Annotated in this window: 13 protein-coding genes and 1 pseudogene; 1 reads left to right on the top strand and 13 read right to left on the bottom strand. The window is 49.1% G+C overall.

Going from position 1 to position 16,741, the window contains the following annotated elements; genetic code table 11:
• Positions 1-278: 278 nt before the first annotated feature.
• The 13 genes and pseudogenes from D3P09_RS03250 to D3P09_RS03315 all read right to left on the bottom strand — a co-directional run bounded on the left by D3P09_RS03250 (position 279) and on the right by D3P09_RS03315 (position 14,008).
• Entirely contained in the window at positions 279-596 is a 318-nt protein-coding gene (locus D3P09_RS03250) for a hypothetical protein (protein ID WP_120107153.1), read from the bottom strand.
• Positions 597-732: 136 nt separating this feature from the next.
• A complete protein-coding gene (locus D3P09_RS03255) occupies positions 733-1,257 on the bottom strand; it encodes a hypothetical protein (RefSeq protein ID WP_120107155.1) in 525 nt (174 codons plus the stop codon).
• Positions 1,258-1,801: 544 nt separating this feature from the next.
• Positions 1,802-2,599, bottom strand: a complete 798-nt coding sequence (locus D3P09_RS03260; protein WP_120107157.1) for a hypothetical protein — start codon at positions 2,597-2,599, stop codon at positions 1,802-1,804.
• Positions 2,600-2,744: 145 nt separating this feature from the next.
• Positions 2,745-4,193: a terminase B gene (locus D3P09_RS03265; RefSeq protein WP_243643888.1), complete on the bottom strand. Its 1,449-nt coding sequence runs from the start codon at positions 4,191-4,193 to the stop codon at positions 2,745-2,747.
• Between the two features lie 460 nt (positions 4,194-4,653).
• A pseudogene (locus D3P09_RS28410) lies at positions 4,654-4,819 on the bottom strand (dihydrofolate reductase family protein); the annotation flags it as partial.
• Positions 4,820-5,143: 324 nt separating this feature from the next.
• Positions 5,144-6,121: a Gfo/Idh/MocA family oxidoreductase gene (locus D3P09_RS03280; protein ID WP_165867295.1), complete on the bottom strand. Its 978-nt coding sequence runs from the start codon at positions 6,119-6,121 to the stop codon at positions 5,144-5,146.
• A 20-nt stretch (positions 6,122-6,141) separates the two neighbouring features.
• The gene (locus D3P09_RS03285; protein ID WP_120107163.1) at positions 6,142-7,056 is read right to left on the bottom strand and encodes an EamA family transporter; all 915 of its coding nucleotides are present in this window, start codon (positions 7,054-7,056) and stop codon (positions 6,142-6,144) included.
• Between the two features lie 31 nt (positions 7,057-7,087).
• Positions 7,088-8,563, bottom strand: a complete 1,476-nt coding sequence (locus tag D3P09_RS03290; protein ID WP_120107165.1) for a chlorohydrolase family protein — start codon at positions 8,561-8,563, stop codon at positions 7,088-7,090.
• Positions 8,560-9,597 (bottom strand): sugar phosphate isomerase/epimerase family protein, encoded by a 1,038-nt coding sequence (locus D3P09_RS03295; RefSeq protein WP_120107167.1) that lies wholly within the window; start codon positions 9,595-9,597, stop codon positions 8,560-8,562. The genes D3P09_RS03290 and D3P09_RS03295 overlap by 4 nt, the downstream gene beginning before the upstream one ends.
• Positions 9,598-9,664: 67 nt before the next feature.
• Positions 9,665-10,483 (bottom strand): PIG-L deacetylase family protein, encoded by an 819-nt coding sequence (locus D3P09_RS03300; RefSeq protein WP_120108475.1) that lies wholly within the window; start codon positions 10,481-10,483, stop codon positions 9,665-9,667.
• An 83-nt stretch (positions 10,484-10,566) separates the two neighbouring features.
• Positions 10,567-12,105, bottom strand: coding sequence for an extracellular solute-binding protein (locus D3P09_RS03305; RefSeq protein WP_120107169.1), 1,539 nt, complete (start codon positions 12,103-12,105; stop codon positions 10,567-10,569).
• A gap of 50 nt (positions 12,106-12,155) precedes the next feature.
• The gene (locus tag D3P09_RS03310; protein ID WP_120107171.1) at positions 12,156-13,037 is read right to left on the bottom strand and encodes a carbohydrate ABC transporter permease; all 882 of its coding nucleotides are present in this window, start codon (positions 13,035-13,037) and stop codon (positions 12,156-12,158) included.
• Between the two features lie 11 nt (positions 13,038-13,048).
• Positions 13,049-14,008, bottom strand: a complete 960-nt coding sequence (locus D3P09_RS03315) for an ABC transporter permease (RefSeq protein ID WP_207892438.1) — start codon at positions 14,006-14,008, stop codon at positions 13,049-13,051.
• Positions 14,009-14,391: 383 nt separating this feature from the next.
• Between D3P09_RS03315 and D3P09_RS03320 the strand changes: the two genes are divergently transcribed.
• Positions 14,392-16,731: a helix-turn-helix domain-containing protein gene (locus D3P09_RS03320; RefSeq protein WP_120107173.1), complete on the top strand. Its 2,340-nt coding sequence runs from the start codon at positions 14,392-14,394 to the stop codon at positions 16,729-16,731.
• Positions 16,732-16,741: the final 10 nt, after the last annotated feature.

Consider the following 16,741-nt stretch of genomic DNA (forward strand, 5'->3'; position numbering starts at 1 on the left):
GAAAAAGTACCCAAAGTTGCTGTGTCAATTATTTATAAATGTAATAGAGAATTAATCCGACTATAACACCAATTACAATACCATATCTCTTATATCCAAAGAATTTCTTGGACAGCCATCCAAGTATGAAAATCGGAGCTATCAATAAGAAATTCGGAAAAACATATTCATCCCAAATTATTGAAAAAGGATCGTTCACATGTACACCTCCGTGTAATCACTTTGTGTGTTAACAGATTAGTGCCAAATCAAAAGCACTCGGAGGCACTTTAAATATATCATTTGAACTTTTGAACCAATAAGTCTTGCAAAGCTTCCATAATATCTTTTTTATTTTCAGAGAATTGAAGTTGCGAATTGAAATTGTATCCTTTTTGAGCCGTTTCCACATCACTTTCACCGATTGTCTCTTTTCTACCATTAATACTTATCTCCCAAACAAGGGGGTATTCACTTTCAACATTTAATTCAACTTTTTCAATACTCTCTTCGCAGCTAAGGTCCTGTAAGATGGCATATAAAGAGTTGTGGATTTCCTCTCTTCTTGCGCTATGATTGGAAAACTTTCGCGCTATTGTTTCTTTCCAATTTGACATCATTTCACCTCCACATCAATCATACATCATCTTCCAATAACGGACAATATATGCTATAAATCGAGGGAGATCTGTGAGTGATGCACCCACAGCTCTTTTTGCTGTTTAAAATTCAAGTAATAAGCACCCAAAGCTGCTATTCCATCCAGTTCCATGAAGTTTCACTGTGGTCATACAAAAAAGCAATCACCCAAAAAAATAAAAACACGAAAACTAAAACTGATATCATCAAAGCTGGAAGTGATAGACTATATTGTACATCCAGTAAAACAAAATAACCAACAGTGATAAGATGAGTGATAGCAACGTTAATCAATAGATTCCCCATCATTCGGAAAAAGTTCTTCCTCACGAAGTATATTTTAAAACCGCCCAATCTTCTTTTCCAATCACCATTTATTACTAAAAGATACATATATGCAATGAACACTAGCAATGTTAAATAAACAAGTAGATAATATACAACATTGATCAACGCTTCCCACTCTGAGTAATTTAAGCGTTTTGCTAATAGTGCGATTATATCTAATAAATCTTGCATCGTACCTGGGTGAACAAGCTTAATATAATAAAGTAACAGTAATATAATTGCCATCACACTAAGATATTTCCGATATGTGTTATTCTTTAAGTCAAGCAATCTACCGAAAAGCTCTGCCAATTCTTCTCACCCCTGATAATTATATCCCCTCCAGTATCCAACACGTTTCGACACCAGTCAAGGAAGAAATTGTAGAAGTAGAAGTCCACGCCGCTTGCTCCGACCAATCCGCTGGAAGCCCCCTGACCAAAAACAAAAGCCCGGATTTAGACTCCGGACCTTCGATTAATCAACGTATGCGATTATGCCATCTGGCGGCGGCTGGCCCCATTCGGAGATTGTTGCTTTGATCGCAGAACGGATCATATCGCTGCTGAGGTGGTGTGACTCGTTTCGGATGAGTGTGCATTACCAAGCCTGTAGCCCATCATCGCGAATCCCCCCATGTCACCCATACGGCGTCGGCGGCGGCAGTCCTCAATAAAAGGTTGCGACCAGGCTGGCAGAACATCGGTGCCCCGACATGCTGACGCGAGTAATGCTAATGCCTATCAGCGAGCTGCCGGCAGCAGCGGTCACCTTTGTGCTTCAGCATCCATGGCCCGTATTGTAGAATGTCTAACATGATTTGGGCATAATGGCATCCTTCTGTTTTGAGTGGATTTTAATTTGCTTCATCATTAATCTTTGTACTATTAAGCGGCTTAAATCTTCTCTCAGGGAATTTCCTTCTCCTGATCAAACCGAATATTAACAGCATCAAGCATGTTAAAACTCCGAATAGCGAGATAATAAGTATAACTGCTGAAGTATTGGGGTTTGAGCGAATCTCATCAGGAAAAAAATACATTAGACCTAAATATATCGACATCATCATTATTGATGAAGCTGCATAAAAATCACTTCCGATTTTCCTTTTACCTCTATTTAATAATGGATATGCTAATTTTCCGTAATCAGTAATCCCTTTCATATTTCCTTTTATTGTTCCAGTAACTCTCGGAAATAATTTATTATCATTATGAATAATTTCTATAATAGCTCCATCGCTTGGGTCGAGAAAGTCAAATGTAACCTCAACTTGGTTACTATTCTCATTAATAATTGCTCTAAATAAATTGACACTTCGAGATATTGAGATAATATTATAGTTCAATATCTTGGAGTCTTCCGAATACATAATTATTATAGGATCTCGCTCTACTATATCATGACTATTAATTGTATTAGAGCCCGCATTCCAAAAAGCAACTTGAGTCTTTACCACACGATCAACTTTTGAACCATTGAACATTATTTCAATATTTCCGTTACTATCTGAAACTTCTTCGATTACCCTCATTGAAGCCATTTGATAGGCTGGCCTTGGACGATTCAATGACTTTCTATAAAAATACACAGAAAGTATTATGCCAATGACTCCAATTATTACACCTATATACCCCTCATTTAAAAACTCCATATCGCACCAGCAACCCCCTGATTCAGTATAGTACAATATTCCCATATCCATTAATGTCTGTCTATAATAGATAATCTCGAATATTGTAAGAGTCGCCCCATTCGGAGTGGCATTGAGAGTGAGGCGGTCAACCTCATTTTTCAGTTTATCTCCTTAAAGAAATACTACTTATAGAAGGAATCATTACATGTTCATCTGGCTCAATCTGATATTCTCCAAACGTCAACACATATGCATCCGCCCGGTCAGGTGACTTGAGTCCACGTTTCTTCATATCGTCTTTACTTTCTAGCATGATTTTTCCCTTAGAAGTCATTCGCCATTTCCTTGTTGAAAGTTGGGATATTAATCTGTCGTCATCAGGTAATTCAAAATCCGGCGTTTGACCATTAATGAAAGCAGTCATGTTTCCTTCCAACGCCGTCCTAATAGTTCCCCACATTTCAGACCCAAGATTTCCATAATGCTCATCGAGAGTCTTACCATTATTGTTTATCGGGTCTATTTCCCATGACAAGCCTTCTTCAGCAACAATTTCATTTAACCGATCAGTTACGCCGCCACCGACACCAGTGTCGTCCACACGAATTATTACTCTTTCTATTTCTGGATGTGCTTTCAAAACATCTTTTGTTATACGAACAACCCATCCCGCTGTTACCATAGTATCTTCTTTGTGATGATGTTTTTCTCCAACAACTTTCTTACCGATACCGGCGTAAATAGATGTTTCATCATCACCGAATCGCGCAACGTCACAACCGACAGTAAGAACAGTTCCAGTTGGGATTGCTTTGACTTCTCTTGCCGCAAATTCAGCAGTTTCTAAAGTTATGAATGTCCCTGATTCGCCGCGAGGAAACTGTCCTTGAACCCGAACACGCCAAACATCGCTACCTTCACCATACTTCTGCTTAAGCATTTCAATGTTTTCTTTACTTGTCCTGGGACTATCAAGGCACGATATCTGATGTGTCTTATAGATATTGCGATCTCTATTATGAGAATCAAAAAAGAACCCACTAGTTTTAGTAGGGTTCCCGCACATAAATAACTTATTATAATCACCTGATAATGTATCAAATATAGCGGCCATAATCCTATCATCAACACCTGAAGCTTCATCTACTATGAAGAGCATGTAGTCTTCATGAAATCCTTGCATATTCTCCGGCTTGGTAGCAGTCCTGGCAGTCGCAAACCAGCGCTCTTCATAATTACGCATGGCTAAACTGGTATCCAAAATACTAGCATAAAGACTTTTTCTTTCATTAGGAATATCTGATTCATTGATAATTTTTAATGTATGCCGAATCGCTTTATGGTACCGATCAACAGTACTTTTATTACCCCGGTAGAAATTGGTAGGGTAATAATATTTTCGAGTCTGTATACACTCATTTTCAAGAACGAAATTAGAAGATATTGCAACGAGACCAATTCTCTCCTCATCTACATCCTGAATTATTGCATTTCGATAGTCGTTAGTTGAATTCAACATTTTAAATACAATACTCTCTACTCTTTGTATGTTCATTAGCTGCTTTTGACCTTCTAGTTCATCAGCCATTCTTTTAGTTTCATCTCTGGTCAATGCTAGTTCTTCTGTTTGTAGTCTTATTGACTTCTTTTGAAGTTCCAAATCCCTTCGCTGCATTATGATGGTGTAAATGATCCCAGCAAAAGCTAGTCCAGAGAATAATGAATTTACAGCTCAGAACATATCACCAAAAGTCCCTCTACCATCTTCAGCATTTGTGTCAAAATACCACTGAATTGCTATCCAAGAGGCCCCCCACAAAGCCAGCACTATTATTGCCAATCAAATTAATGGTACGATCTCATAAATGTCCTCCAATATTATAAATAAGACGAACCTTCGATTAGGTTCGTCTTATTAATAGCTGGGACATGGAGAGGCCATTTGGCCTCTCTTTTCTTTTTGACTAGGTTAAATTCTAATGTTGATTTGTGACCATAAGAAAACCGCCTTTGTGAACAGACGGTTAATTGAGCTATCGTCTTCCGTTTGCGTAACACCTTAAGTGACAAAGTCATCTCATCGTTTGGTAAACGAGACCTATGGCTCCAGAATCAATGGTTTTGATTCAATTAGCTTAAGATTGATCTTCCCCTTGAGACCTTGGAATAACGGCAATCCCTTACCGATCAGGACGGGAGAAACCGTAATTTATACTCATCAATTAAATCAAGCGGCAGTTCTCCTTTGTTTTTATGGGGTATCTACATTATACATTTGCCAAGCGGTCCATCCATTTTTTTCAAGCGGCTGTGGTAGCTGTAAATATCAACATTAAGGTTTAACAAAGCCTTCTTTTTCATGCTGGTCATACGTGCAGCTAGACATACAACAAGCCCTTTCGTCTCCATTGAGGAGTACGGAAGGGCTTTTATGTGTAGGATCATGGGTTCTGATGGAGCCTAAGCAGCCCCTTCTATTCTGCTCGGTATTCAGGCATGACAACAAGGAGAAAGGCTGTGCCCTTCCCCTTGCTGTTCGCTCCATTCAGACCTTACCATGCCTTATACAGTTGCGCGTACGCCTTGATTCAGCGACCTTGTGATCGCTTCCAGCACACGTCCGATCACAATGCCCTGGCTTAAATTCCAAGCCTCGCTCTCCTCCTTGCCCGCTTCAATATCCTGAAGCCACTGCTCCAGCATGGTAAGCGGGCGCTCGTGCTCCTGAAGGAGCGGCAGATCCGTCCAATCCTCGTCTGCAGCTCCTTTGATCCGGGCCGATCCCGCATAGCCGCCGCCAGTGAACATGCCTTCCGTGCCGAACAGCTCCAGCGTGAACGGAGATACCGGGGATACATACCCCATCTCTACGGTTACAAGCAGTCCATCCCCGAATTCCAGCACGCAGACGGCCGTCTCTGGCGTACGCGAAGCGGAAGCTCCGGCAGAGAGCGCCGTTACTGCTTGCGGCTGTCCCAGCAAGAGACAAGCCATGTAGATGCCGTGCAAGCCTATATCCGTTAGCAGGCCACTTGGATCTTCGACGAAATGAGGCGGCAGCATGCCCTTCAGCAGCCCGCCATGGGCATTGCGGATACGCACGCCTGTCAGGCGGCCCAGGCGGCCCGAATCGAGCGTATGCTTCGCCGCCAGGCAGACCGGCTTCTGCGCAAGCGGCAGATCAAGCGCAAAGGGCACCTCACCTGCGCGGACCGCAGCCGCTACACGCTCCGCGTCCGTGCCGGTCACCGCAATCAGCTTGTCGGCCAGCACCGCTTTCCCAGCCGCGACCGCATCCGCAATCAAGGCGGCAGCGCGATCGGGCGCAGCCGTCACGATAACGCCGGCAATCGCGGGATCGGCAAGCAGCTCCTCATGCGACTTCACCGTCAGGCTCAGCCCCTGCGCAGCGGCAGCAGCCAGCGCCTCATTATCATCGCTTATCGATACCAGCTTCGCTTCGCCGTTCTTCGCCAGCATCGCCGCATATTCCTTGACATGAAATCCGTTCCAACTGCCTAACACGCCTAATTGTATCATCTCATCCACTCCTTCTCTCATCATAAGCTCACTAGTATTACAGCAGCCACTCCGATGGCTGCGCCCGTCCAGCCGGCAGCTGTCAGCCGTTCTCCGTATACCGCTCTGGAGGCGAACAGAAGGCCTACAATCACGCTGCCGTTAACGGTAGGGAAAAGGTATGCTCCCGCAACCTGCGGCGTCAGCCATACGACCAGTCCGTTGCCGATGCCTGTCGCTGCCGCCAAAGCCGCGATAATCATCCACGGGAACCCGCTGCGCAGCGCAAGTCTGGCGGTCCCTTGGGTCGCCCCGGCTCCTGCATGCCCCGACTTTAGCTTGCGCGCCGATAGAACAAGCGCTGCCACCATTGCCACAGCAGCTGCCGACAGAAATCCGATGCCCAGAAAAGCTGCCGTCTCGCCGCCTACTGCAATCTGCTGAAGCTTCCCAAAAACGGACAGGAGCCCGTTCATGACGAATGCGCCGAGCGCATAGCCGTACCAGCTCTTCCCGGGACGAGTCGACTCCCCTTTCCTACTGGCGTCCACAACCAAAATGAAATAGAAGGACAAGAGGAACAGAACAATGCCGACCGATTGTGGGGGGCTAAGCCGCTCGCCCCAGAGCACGCTGCTGGCCGCTACCGGAATGAGCATGCTCGCCGAGAAGCAGAACGAAGAATAGGACAGCGGCCCGGATGACAAAGCCTTCGCATACAAGATCATCGTGAGGGCGAAGTCAATGCCGTACAGCAGCCCGATCAGAGCCGAAGCCGGACTGATTCGCAGTCCGCCCTGCGATGCCGCCCATGCAATCAGGCAGCCAGCCGCAACCAGAAGCATGTAGGCGGCATGAACCGTGAATGTATCCTGTCCTCTGCCGCCCAGCCTCTTAAGCAAAAGCGATTGAAGCACGAACAAGGAAGCTGCCGCAAAAGGCATAATTAAGACCACAGAAACTATCTCCTTCAACTAAACATGAGTGCTAATCAATAATCGGAAAAGCTGGCGGAAAAAGCACATCGCCGGACCTGAGCTCCTGATCGGTCGCGGTATAGCAGGCTTTATATTTGTCGAAGCACAGTTGGCCTTTCTCCCGCAGCTCCTCTGTATCCAGGTCCGGCAGCACGAAGTTTCTCATAACCGTACGCCCGTTAATGACAACATCCCGGACATTCGCTCCGGTCGTATTCATAATGAGTGTGCGGATCGGATCTTCAATCGGCGTCACGCGCAGCGAATCCAGCGCGACCACGATAATGTCGGCTTTGGCGCCTGGTGCCAGCTTGCCCAGATCGTCGCGCCCAAGCGCCTTCGCGCCGTTCGTCGTCGCCGCGCGGAACAGATCCGCTTCCGTGGTCTTGCGCGCTGCGGCTTCAATCGGGCCTCCATATGGATTGAACAGCTCGCCGCGTTCAATAATCCGCGTCAGATTCCAAGCAAAATTAAGGTTCTGGATCATATCGGCCGGATGCGTATCGGTACCCATCGTCATATTGACGCCGGCTGACAGGTAATGGCTGAACGAATACAGCGCCTGGCCGCCGTGGGATTCCGCAATCGGTGTATGAACGACGGAAGCAGCGGAATTCACCAGCAATGCCAGCTCATCCGTCTTCGGCTTGCCGCTGCTCAGCATCGGCCCGGTAAGTATGGCATGAGGAATAAGCGTTCTGGCGCCCAGAAATTCCAGATGAGCCAAATATTCAATCGGCGACAGACCATACTTCTCCATCAGATACGCCGCCTCTTGTGGCGATTCCGCGCAGTGCAGGCGAATCGGCGCTCCCGTGCTGTCGCTGAACGCCTTCGTCTCCTTCACTACGTCCACTGTCAAATTCAGAAGCTGGCATGGCGATAGGAATGCTCGGATTAGTCCGCCGAACGAGCCGTCGAAATTCTCTACATACCGGAAAGCATCCTGTACGCTTGCCGGCCCTCTAACAGTATCGACCGGGGCATGCGGCGAAGGCGACATCCGGTAGCTTGGTCCGAGATACATCCGCATGCCAAGCTCTGCAGCAATCTCCGCTCCGTCAGCCATCTCCTCATACGTCTCCGCCCAGGCACGGAATCCGTCTCCGGCAATCGGCATGCCCGTTGTTATGCCGTTCATTATAAGCTGGGCATAAGACAGGCGATGCTTGGTGCGCAGCTCCTCCCGGCTGAACAGATCCTTCTTGCGGAAGGTGTCCAAATTGCGACGGTACCGGTCTCCCGGCGTCCTAGGCACCGCTACATCAAGGATGCCATGGTCGATATCCACAAGCGCATCGAGATCGATGAAGCCGGGGCTAATAATCGCCAGCCCCATGTCCAGCTCCTCATCGACAGCTCCTGGATATTGCTTGCCAACATACAGGATCGTGTCGCCTTCGTATACCACTTCGCCATTCCGGTATATGACATGGTCGTTGCCTTCATAGCCGATGACGTAAGCGCCCTTTAGCTTCTTCTTCATGGCCGCAGCCCCATTTCCCGAAGGATGCCGCTCAGATGGGACGTCGCCTGCTGCAGCCGCTGGTCGCGCTGCTCCGCATAGACCGGCACCTCATAGATGGCAGGATCAGGCAGATTGCCGGATTGAATGCGCTGCTGGCAGCGCCATGCATGTCTCACAAGCTCCGCCGTCTCCTCTACCGTCAGATCGGGATGGCTGTTGCGCCACTCTGCTACATACAGATCCAGATGCATGAGGCCCTTATGGTCTTCGATCTGAATATGCAGATCCGGCTGATGCGCCGAGATGATGGAGAAGATCTCGCGGAAGTCAACGAAGCCCTCGCCCGCCGGCTTCACTTGCCGTACCAGTCCCGTATCCGAGAAGTACAGAATACAGTCCTTGGCATGCATTTGATGCACATATGGAGCGGTTCTGCGCGCTACGCTTACGGGATCTTCCGCCCGCGATACGACATTCGCGGTATCGAATGCCACGCCCAGCACATCCTCGCCCACTTCTTCAATCAAGCGCAATATTTCAAACGACGTTATTTCCTCATGCGTCTCCAGGTTAATCCGCGTTCCGGTATCCCGCAGAGCAGGCGCGAGCGATTTCAAAAAACGTGCGGTCGCCTGCAGCTGCTCTGTCCAAGTGACATCGGTGCGGAACCGGTCGTACACATGGTAGCCCTTATGCTCGCCCTTCCAGCCGGCTGTCACTCCGATCAGCTCCTTGGCGCCCATGAACGCCGCCGCTTCCAGCATCTTCTCGACAGCGCGCTTGTAATCGCCGCCGCCAATCGTCCAGGCCTCCGGCGTTTCATTCGTATTGAACGGATTGACGCGCCCGATGCCAAAGTCGATATACAGGCCCAGCTCTCTTGCGCAGTCGGCCGCAGCCTGGAGCTCGGCACGATCCAGAGTTGGAGATACGGAGAGCGGCAGCTTATAATAAACGCCGTCAAATCCCTCGCGCTTCGCCTTCTGGAGCGCCTCCTCAACCGGAAGCTCCTCTTGCAAAAAACCATGATGCATATCAATGCCTAATTTCATGTACGTTCACCTGCCCCAATCCTATTAATATCTAAAACTGACAATCTGTGTTTTGACATGTCCGAGTTTAAGAACGAACCATCGGGAATAACCGCTTCAGCTGCTCCTCCGTCGGGCGGCTGGCGTAAGGCGCGAATTCGAACGGCTCCGCATACCGGACTCGCGATGCCCGCTCCTTGCCATATCCGCGCTCCAGAGCCGGCACCATCTCTTCGCTTGCATCGAAGAACGAGGCCCAGCCTGCGAGCAGAAATTGCTTCTTGCCCTCCCAATCCTCCGGTATGGTATGCTCCTCGCCCCAAGAGCTGAACTCATAGAATTGAGTGGCATGGGCATCGCAAGCAAGCAGCTTCTGTTCTACCGCTTCCCCAATGTCGACAACGAGATCGGCAGAATAGCGTTCCTTCATGGAGTAGTCCGGCATAAGCAGATAGATCGGCCTTTTCGCCGGGATAGGAGTGTCCTGTACAGTAAGCGGCACATGGATGAACGGCGCAGCATCGCCTACGATACGTCCGGCATAGCGGTTGTCAGGATGGCGGCCGCCTTCCGGATGGAACGAGATGACCACATCAGCCTGGAATCGCCGAATCTGGCGAATGACCTCCTGGCGCATCTCGATGGTCGGCAGAAGCTCTCCGTCATGCGTGTCCAGCACCTCGTATTCCACCAGCCCAAGCCGCTGCTTCGCCAGCTCCGCTTCACCCTTGCGCCGCTCCACCAGCTCGGAGCGGTCCATTGTCCCATGCCCGCAGCAGCCATCCGTCAACGACAGAAACTTTACGCGGTGGCCCATGGACACAAACAGCGCCGCCGTTCCGCCTGCATAAATATCCGGCTCATCGGGATGTGCCCCGATCACCAAAACGTTCAACACTTCGTTCATATCGCCCATTCCTTTCGCACGCACCTTTTACCGGTGTCCAAATTAAGATGGAGAACAGGGCAGCAAGTGCCCTGTATCACGGGTTACTTCATCGAATTGTTGTACAGCTCAATCAGTTTTTTGACGCCTTTATTTTCCATGTCCTTCACATAGTTGTCCCAATCAGCGTCACTTGCCAGCCGACCGAATACAAAGCCGTCATGCGCTTTCGCATAGCTGTCCTTCAAGGTTGTAAGCAGCATGTTCTCTTCTTCCTTCTCATCCGTGGTCAGCTTCGGCACTTTCACGATCGCCGGGAACCAATTGTTCGTCCGGGCTTCTTCGGTAAGCGACGTTACAAGCGGATTGTCCAGTACTTTGGTGAACCAGTCGTAGGTGTACAGCATCGTGTAGTTCTGGTTGGAAGCCCCGCTGTCCCACAGTGCGCGCTGGATGCTTGTTGCGCCCGTAATTTTGTCCGTGAATTGCTTCTTGCCGTCTACAACGGTGTAAGAGTCATTTTCTTGACCCCAAGTGACGATGTTATTGCCTTCATCGCTGTACAGATAATCCACAAATGCCAGGAGATCATCAAAATATGGTTTATTTGCAGCTGAGGCTGGAATAACGATACCGTGCGGGATGCGCTGCGTGCTGGCAGCCAGCTTGCCCCCAGGACCTGCAATCGGCGGAATCGGCGCCAGCTCGAAGTCCGGGCTTACATTTTTCTTGCCGTCCGCATTGAGCTGAGCCAGTTCGCTGATCCACGTGTAAGTGAACACGCTTTTCCCTGTTACCAATTTCTGCTTCCAGGAATCCAGGCTGGAGGTGAACAGCTCCGGATCGGCCAGCTTCTCGGATACCAGCTTGTTCAGGAACGTCACATATTGTCTGTAGTTCTCGCTTGTATAAAGGTACGTATAGGATTGCTTCGCCTCGTCGTATACAAAGCCGTTATAGGAAGGATCGATGCCCCATGCGGCGCCAGACAGATTGCGGATTGTCTCCGCGCGGACAAGGTTCGCCATCGGGTACGAAGAAGGATCGTTTTCCTTCAGCACTTTCAGCACGTTGTACAGATCATCCATCGTCTCCGGCACATTCAAGTTGTATTTCTTCAGCAGGTCCACCCGGATGACAGGCGCTGTATTATAAAGAGCAGCTTCATTCATAACTGGAGCAACATACAGCTTGCCGTCCTTAGTCCGCCAGTTGTCGAGCTCATCCTCGATCTCATATTCTTTAATTTTCTTCTCGAGATTCGGAAGCTTATCCATGTAGTCGCTCAGCGGCAGCAGCACGCCGTTCTGTGCAAATTCCAGCACGATCTCTTGCGTTACTTCCGTCACCAGATCGGGAATCGTGCCCGAGCTCAGAACGATCTTAAGCTTGTTCTTATAGTCAGGCGATGGCACGGCCTGCACATCAATCGCTACGTTGCCCTTGGCTTGCAATTCCTTGAAGAGAGCCCATTCCTTGTTGAACGGATAAGCGGACGAATCGCTGTACATCATGGATAGGCTGGTCGGGCCAGCCTGCTCAGAGCTCGGCTCCTTGGATGATTGAGAGCATGCGCTGAGCGGCAGAGCAACAAGCAGCGCCGCCAGCGTCGTCATGACTCCTTTGCGAAATTTCATATTCATTGGTGAATCCTCCCTTTTTTTTGTGGTAGCCCAAACGAGTATGAGATAAATCAGCCCTTAACCGCGCCGAGCATCACCCCCTTGGCAAAATGCTTTTGCGCAAAGGGAAATACGCAGACGACGGGAATTGTCGTGACCATGATAACAGCCGCTTTAAGCGAAGCCGAGGATAGCGTCGTCAGGTCGTTCTGCCCGATACCCGAGCCCATTGATGCAAGGTCAGCACCGGCTACGATATTGCGTACAATCATCATAACCGGATGCATGTCGCTGGAATTCAAATAAATCATCGAGTTGAACCAGTTGTTCCAATAATACACGATCAGGAACATCGTAATCGCCGCAATAACCGGCTTCGATAACGGAATGACGATTTTGAACAGGATTTGCAGCGGATTCAGCCCGTCGACCATCGCCGCTTCCTCCACGCTTTCCGGGATGCCCTGGAAAAAGGTCATCATAAGCAGCAAGTAATACGGCGTAATGCAGAACGGAATGACCACAGCCCATATCGTATCGATCAAGCCAACGCTCTTCACGACCAGATAAGTCGGAATCAGACCGCCGCTGAAGAACATCGTGAACATGACGATCAGCACGAATGCCTTGCGGCCTTTCAGAAAGGTTTTGGACAGCGGGTATGCGCATATGATTGTCATGAACAATCCTATCGTTGTCCCAAGCACCGTCTGGATAAGCGAATTTTTAAATCCCTGCAATATCGTCGGGTGATCGAAAATTCGGAGATACGCGTCGATATTAAAGCCAATCGGCCAGGCAACAACCTTGCCGCCGAGTATCGCAGCCGATTCGCTGAACGATACCGAGATAAGATGAATAAACGGAAATGCGATAGCGATCATAACCAAGCTCAGTATACAGAAATTGAAGACCATAAATACACGATAGCTTTTGGTTTTCCGGTATAACATACGATCCCTCCTTAATAAAGCGATACGCCGGACAGTTTGCGCGAGATATAGTTGGCTGCCGATACAAGCGCAAAGCCGATCATGCCGCCGAACAGGCCTGCTGCCGTTGCGTAGCTGTAATTGTTGTTCTCAAGGCCCATGCGGAATACGAATGTATCGATAATATCGCTCGTTGCAGAGTTGCTTGCGGTATACAGCAGCAATACCTTCTCAAAACCTAGCGAGAGCAGCGAGCCTAGCGAAATAATGAATACGACGGAGATGGTAGGCAAGATTTGCGGTATCGTCACATGAAGCGTCTGCTTCCAGCGCCCCGCCCCGTCAAGCTCTGACGCTTCGTACAGCTGCGTATCGACCGACGCCAATGCGGCTACGAAGATGACGGCATTCCAGCCCATGTACTGCCACACATCCGAGCTAATATAGATGAAGCGGAACCATTCCGGCTGGTTCACGAAGAAGATCGGATCAATGCCTATCGACTCCAGTACTTTGTTAACAATGCCGTTCGTTGGAGACAACAGCTCTTTGATCAATCCAACGACCACGACGATGGAGATGAAGTTCGGAAAATACGATATGATCTGAATGAACCTCTTCAGCCTTGCGCCCATGATTTCATTAATAAGAAGGGCGAATATAATGGGCAGCGGAAAACTGATGCAGAGGTTCATCACGCTAAGCAGGATGGTGTTTTTGAATGCCAGCCAGAAGTTCGGATCTTCCATGAACATTCGGAAATAGCGTAAGCCGACCCATTCTGTTCCGTAAGGCGGCCCGCCCGGCGTATACCTTCGGAAGGCTAATATGTTGCCGAATATCGGTCCGTAGCGGAAGATGGCAAAGTAAAGCAGCGGCAATGCCAGCAGTACATAATAGTAATAATTTCGTCTCCAGTATGAGCGCCCGGCACGCTTGGCTCTCGGCATAGGATCCGTTGATCTCGGCTGCGATGCGGCGGCGTTGTTCATGTCGTTACTCCCCTTCATGTGCGGTTATTTCGGCCGTCAGGTCCGTGAATCCATCTAACCACATCATCCGAATCGCTCGTAATAGCCAAGTTCACCCTCTGGTCACGATTTTCTCCTTTGCTGCTTGATAGGCGAATATACCGCATTGTCACGCTTTTCTCCCCTGTCACACCATTCGCTCCACCAGTCATGCGGACAAGCAGAGAGGATATGTTGCACATTTCCCCATGTCCCACAATTCTACTTTGTTGCACATTTCGCATTGCTCTACATTGCTTTTATATCGAAGGTTACCTATAATTTGAACCAAACTTGTCAATCGAGTCGACCTGTTCAATCCAATCAAGCAGCAGGCCATTACAGAATGTCGTTGAGGTGAGAACATGCGAAATATCCGTCACAGATGGTCACGGCTCGGCTTTCGGAGTATTTTTTTCCGGCTCATTGTTTTATTCGTATCGCTGTCCGCCTTCATTCAAATTGCGCTGTTCCTAAGCACCAGCATCTCCATGAACTATATTGAAGCGCAGCTTAGAACGAACTACGACCGCTCCTTGTCCAACCTGTCGTCCACGATGAACAATCTGTTCGACGGCATCTATCAATCCAATTTCCTGCTGGCGCTTGATCCGAACATTCTTAAGGTCATCACAACGCAATATCCGGAGGATGATATCGGGAAATACGCAGATTATTCGCAAGCCGTCCGCTCGCTTTCGCGCATCAAGGCAAGCAGCAACTATATCGACAATGCCTATATCTACAAACGCGACGAATCGATCATCATTAGCGATAATGGCACGTATGAGCCGGAGACTTTTTATGAAAGCGTATACAGAATGGAGCAATATCCGCTCGCTTTCTGGCAGGAATACAAATCGAATCATCATTTGTTTACGATTCTGCCTCCTTCCGTCGTCTCGGGCAGCTATAGCAATCGCGGCGAATCCACGATTTCGGTCGTACAAACAACGGTAGGCGGGCACTATTCCAACAATTTATACGTCATTAATATGAAGGCGGAGGAGGTCCGCAACCTGCTGCAAAGCTACATGCTGACCCCGAACAGCTTGATTATGGTCGCGGATACAGAGGGCAACCTGCTCGCTTCGACCCGCACCATCGATGTGCCGATGCAATCCTTTATGGATAAGCTGCTTATGAATCCGGAGACGAAGTTCGACGCCAAGCTTGCCGGCGAGAATATGCATATCATCAAATACTCGACCAACTTCTTTTTCCGTGATGTGACGATGGTGGTGGCCGTTCCGCATACCGATCTTACGTCCGCCTTGACCAAGATGAAGAGCTGGAACATCACCATTACCGGCATTCTGTTCCTTGTCTCTCTGCTGCTCTCGGTCCTGTTCAGCCGGCGCTTCTACTCGCCGATCCGCTCGCTGGTGCAGACGCTGCAAGGAACTGGCGCCAAGAAAGAAAAATCTCATACGCCATTCAACGAGCTGGAATTTCTCAATACGGAGATCAAGCGCATCTTAACGGACGTGGATGATCTGAACCGGACGCTGTCGTACTCGCTGCCTATTGCTACCAAGCATTTTTTGGCCAAGGTGCTGCAATCCAACTTCCCGTATGACGATGATGTGATCGATTCGTATTTGAACAAGCTGGACTTCCGGTTCCCGAACTCCTATTTTCAGGTCAGCTTGATTCAGTGCAACTTCCGCAAGCCGTTCTACGATCTATATTCGGAGAAATTCCAAAACGAAGCGACAGACACGATCTTCCGTATTCTGAACGCTCTGCTGCCGCAAGAGCATCCCGTCTACATTCTGGAGCTGGATGCCCATATGTTCGCCGTGCTGATCAATCCAGAGACTAAGGATGATTTCGAAGCCTATGCGGCTTATTTCGAACAGATCGACCGGCTCTTCCGGCAGGATGAAGCCGAGCTGCGCATTCATATCGGCATGGGGCTGGTCCATGAACACTATACCGGCATGCAGGCGTCTTATGTAGAGGCAATGAAAGCGCTCTGGCAAGTGTCTCCCCTCGATTCCAAACGAATTGTGCTGTATTCGGAATATGAGCTTGATGAAGCGCGCTATGCGCTTAGCCGGACAGACGAGAAGATTTTGGCCAACTTGCTTGCAGCTGGCAAGGGCGATGAGTTTCGAGAGCAGCTGGGTGGCATCATTGCCGCCAATACGGACCGCTATATTACAGGAAGCAACATGAAGCAGCTGTTCGTGAACCTGTATTTGATCGGCATACAAGCGCTGAAGAGCAAAAATATCGCGGAGGAGCATGAGGAGGAGCTGGATTTGACGAGGTTCCTGCTGTCCGCAGATGTCGGTTCTACCGGGGAGCTCACGGAGCACTTGTACAGCTTCTTCGACCGGGTGCTTGAGCTTTGCGAGTCTCCGCCTGCAGACGCCTTCAATATTAAGCTGTTCCGAGCTTATCTGGATAACCATTATGCCGAGGAGATCACGCTTGATATTCTCGCGGACAAATACAATACGACGCCCAAATATATGTCGCGGCTGCTTAAGAAGGAGCTGGGCACGACCTTCCATAAGTACTTGCAAGAGCTCAGAATTAATAGAGCCAAGGAGCTGCTCACCTCTTCATCTGCCCCTATCCACGAAATCTGGGAGCAGGTGGGCTTCAACAACCGCAACACCTTCATCCGCACGTTCAAAAATCAAGAGGGCATCTCGCCGACCGATTACCGGAGATGCCATCGCCCAAGCGAATAACGCAAGGTTG

This window comes from Paenibacillus pinisoli (assembly GCF_003605435.1).
Taxonomy (GTDB): domain Bacteria; phylum Bacillota; class Bacilli; order Paenibacillales; family Paenibacillaceae; genus Pristimantibacillus; species Pristimantibacillus pinisoli.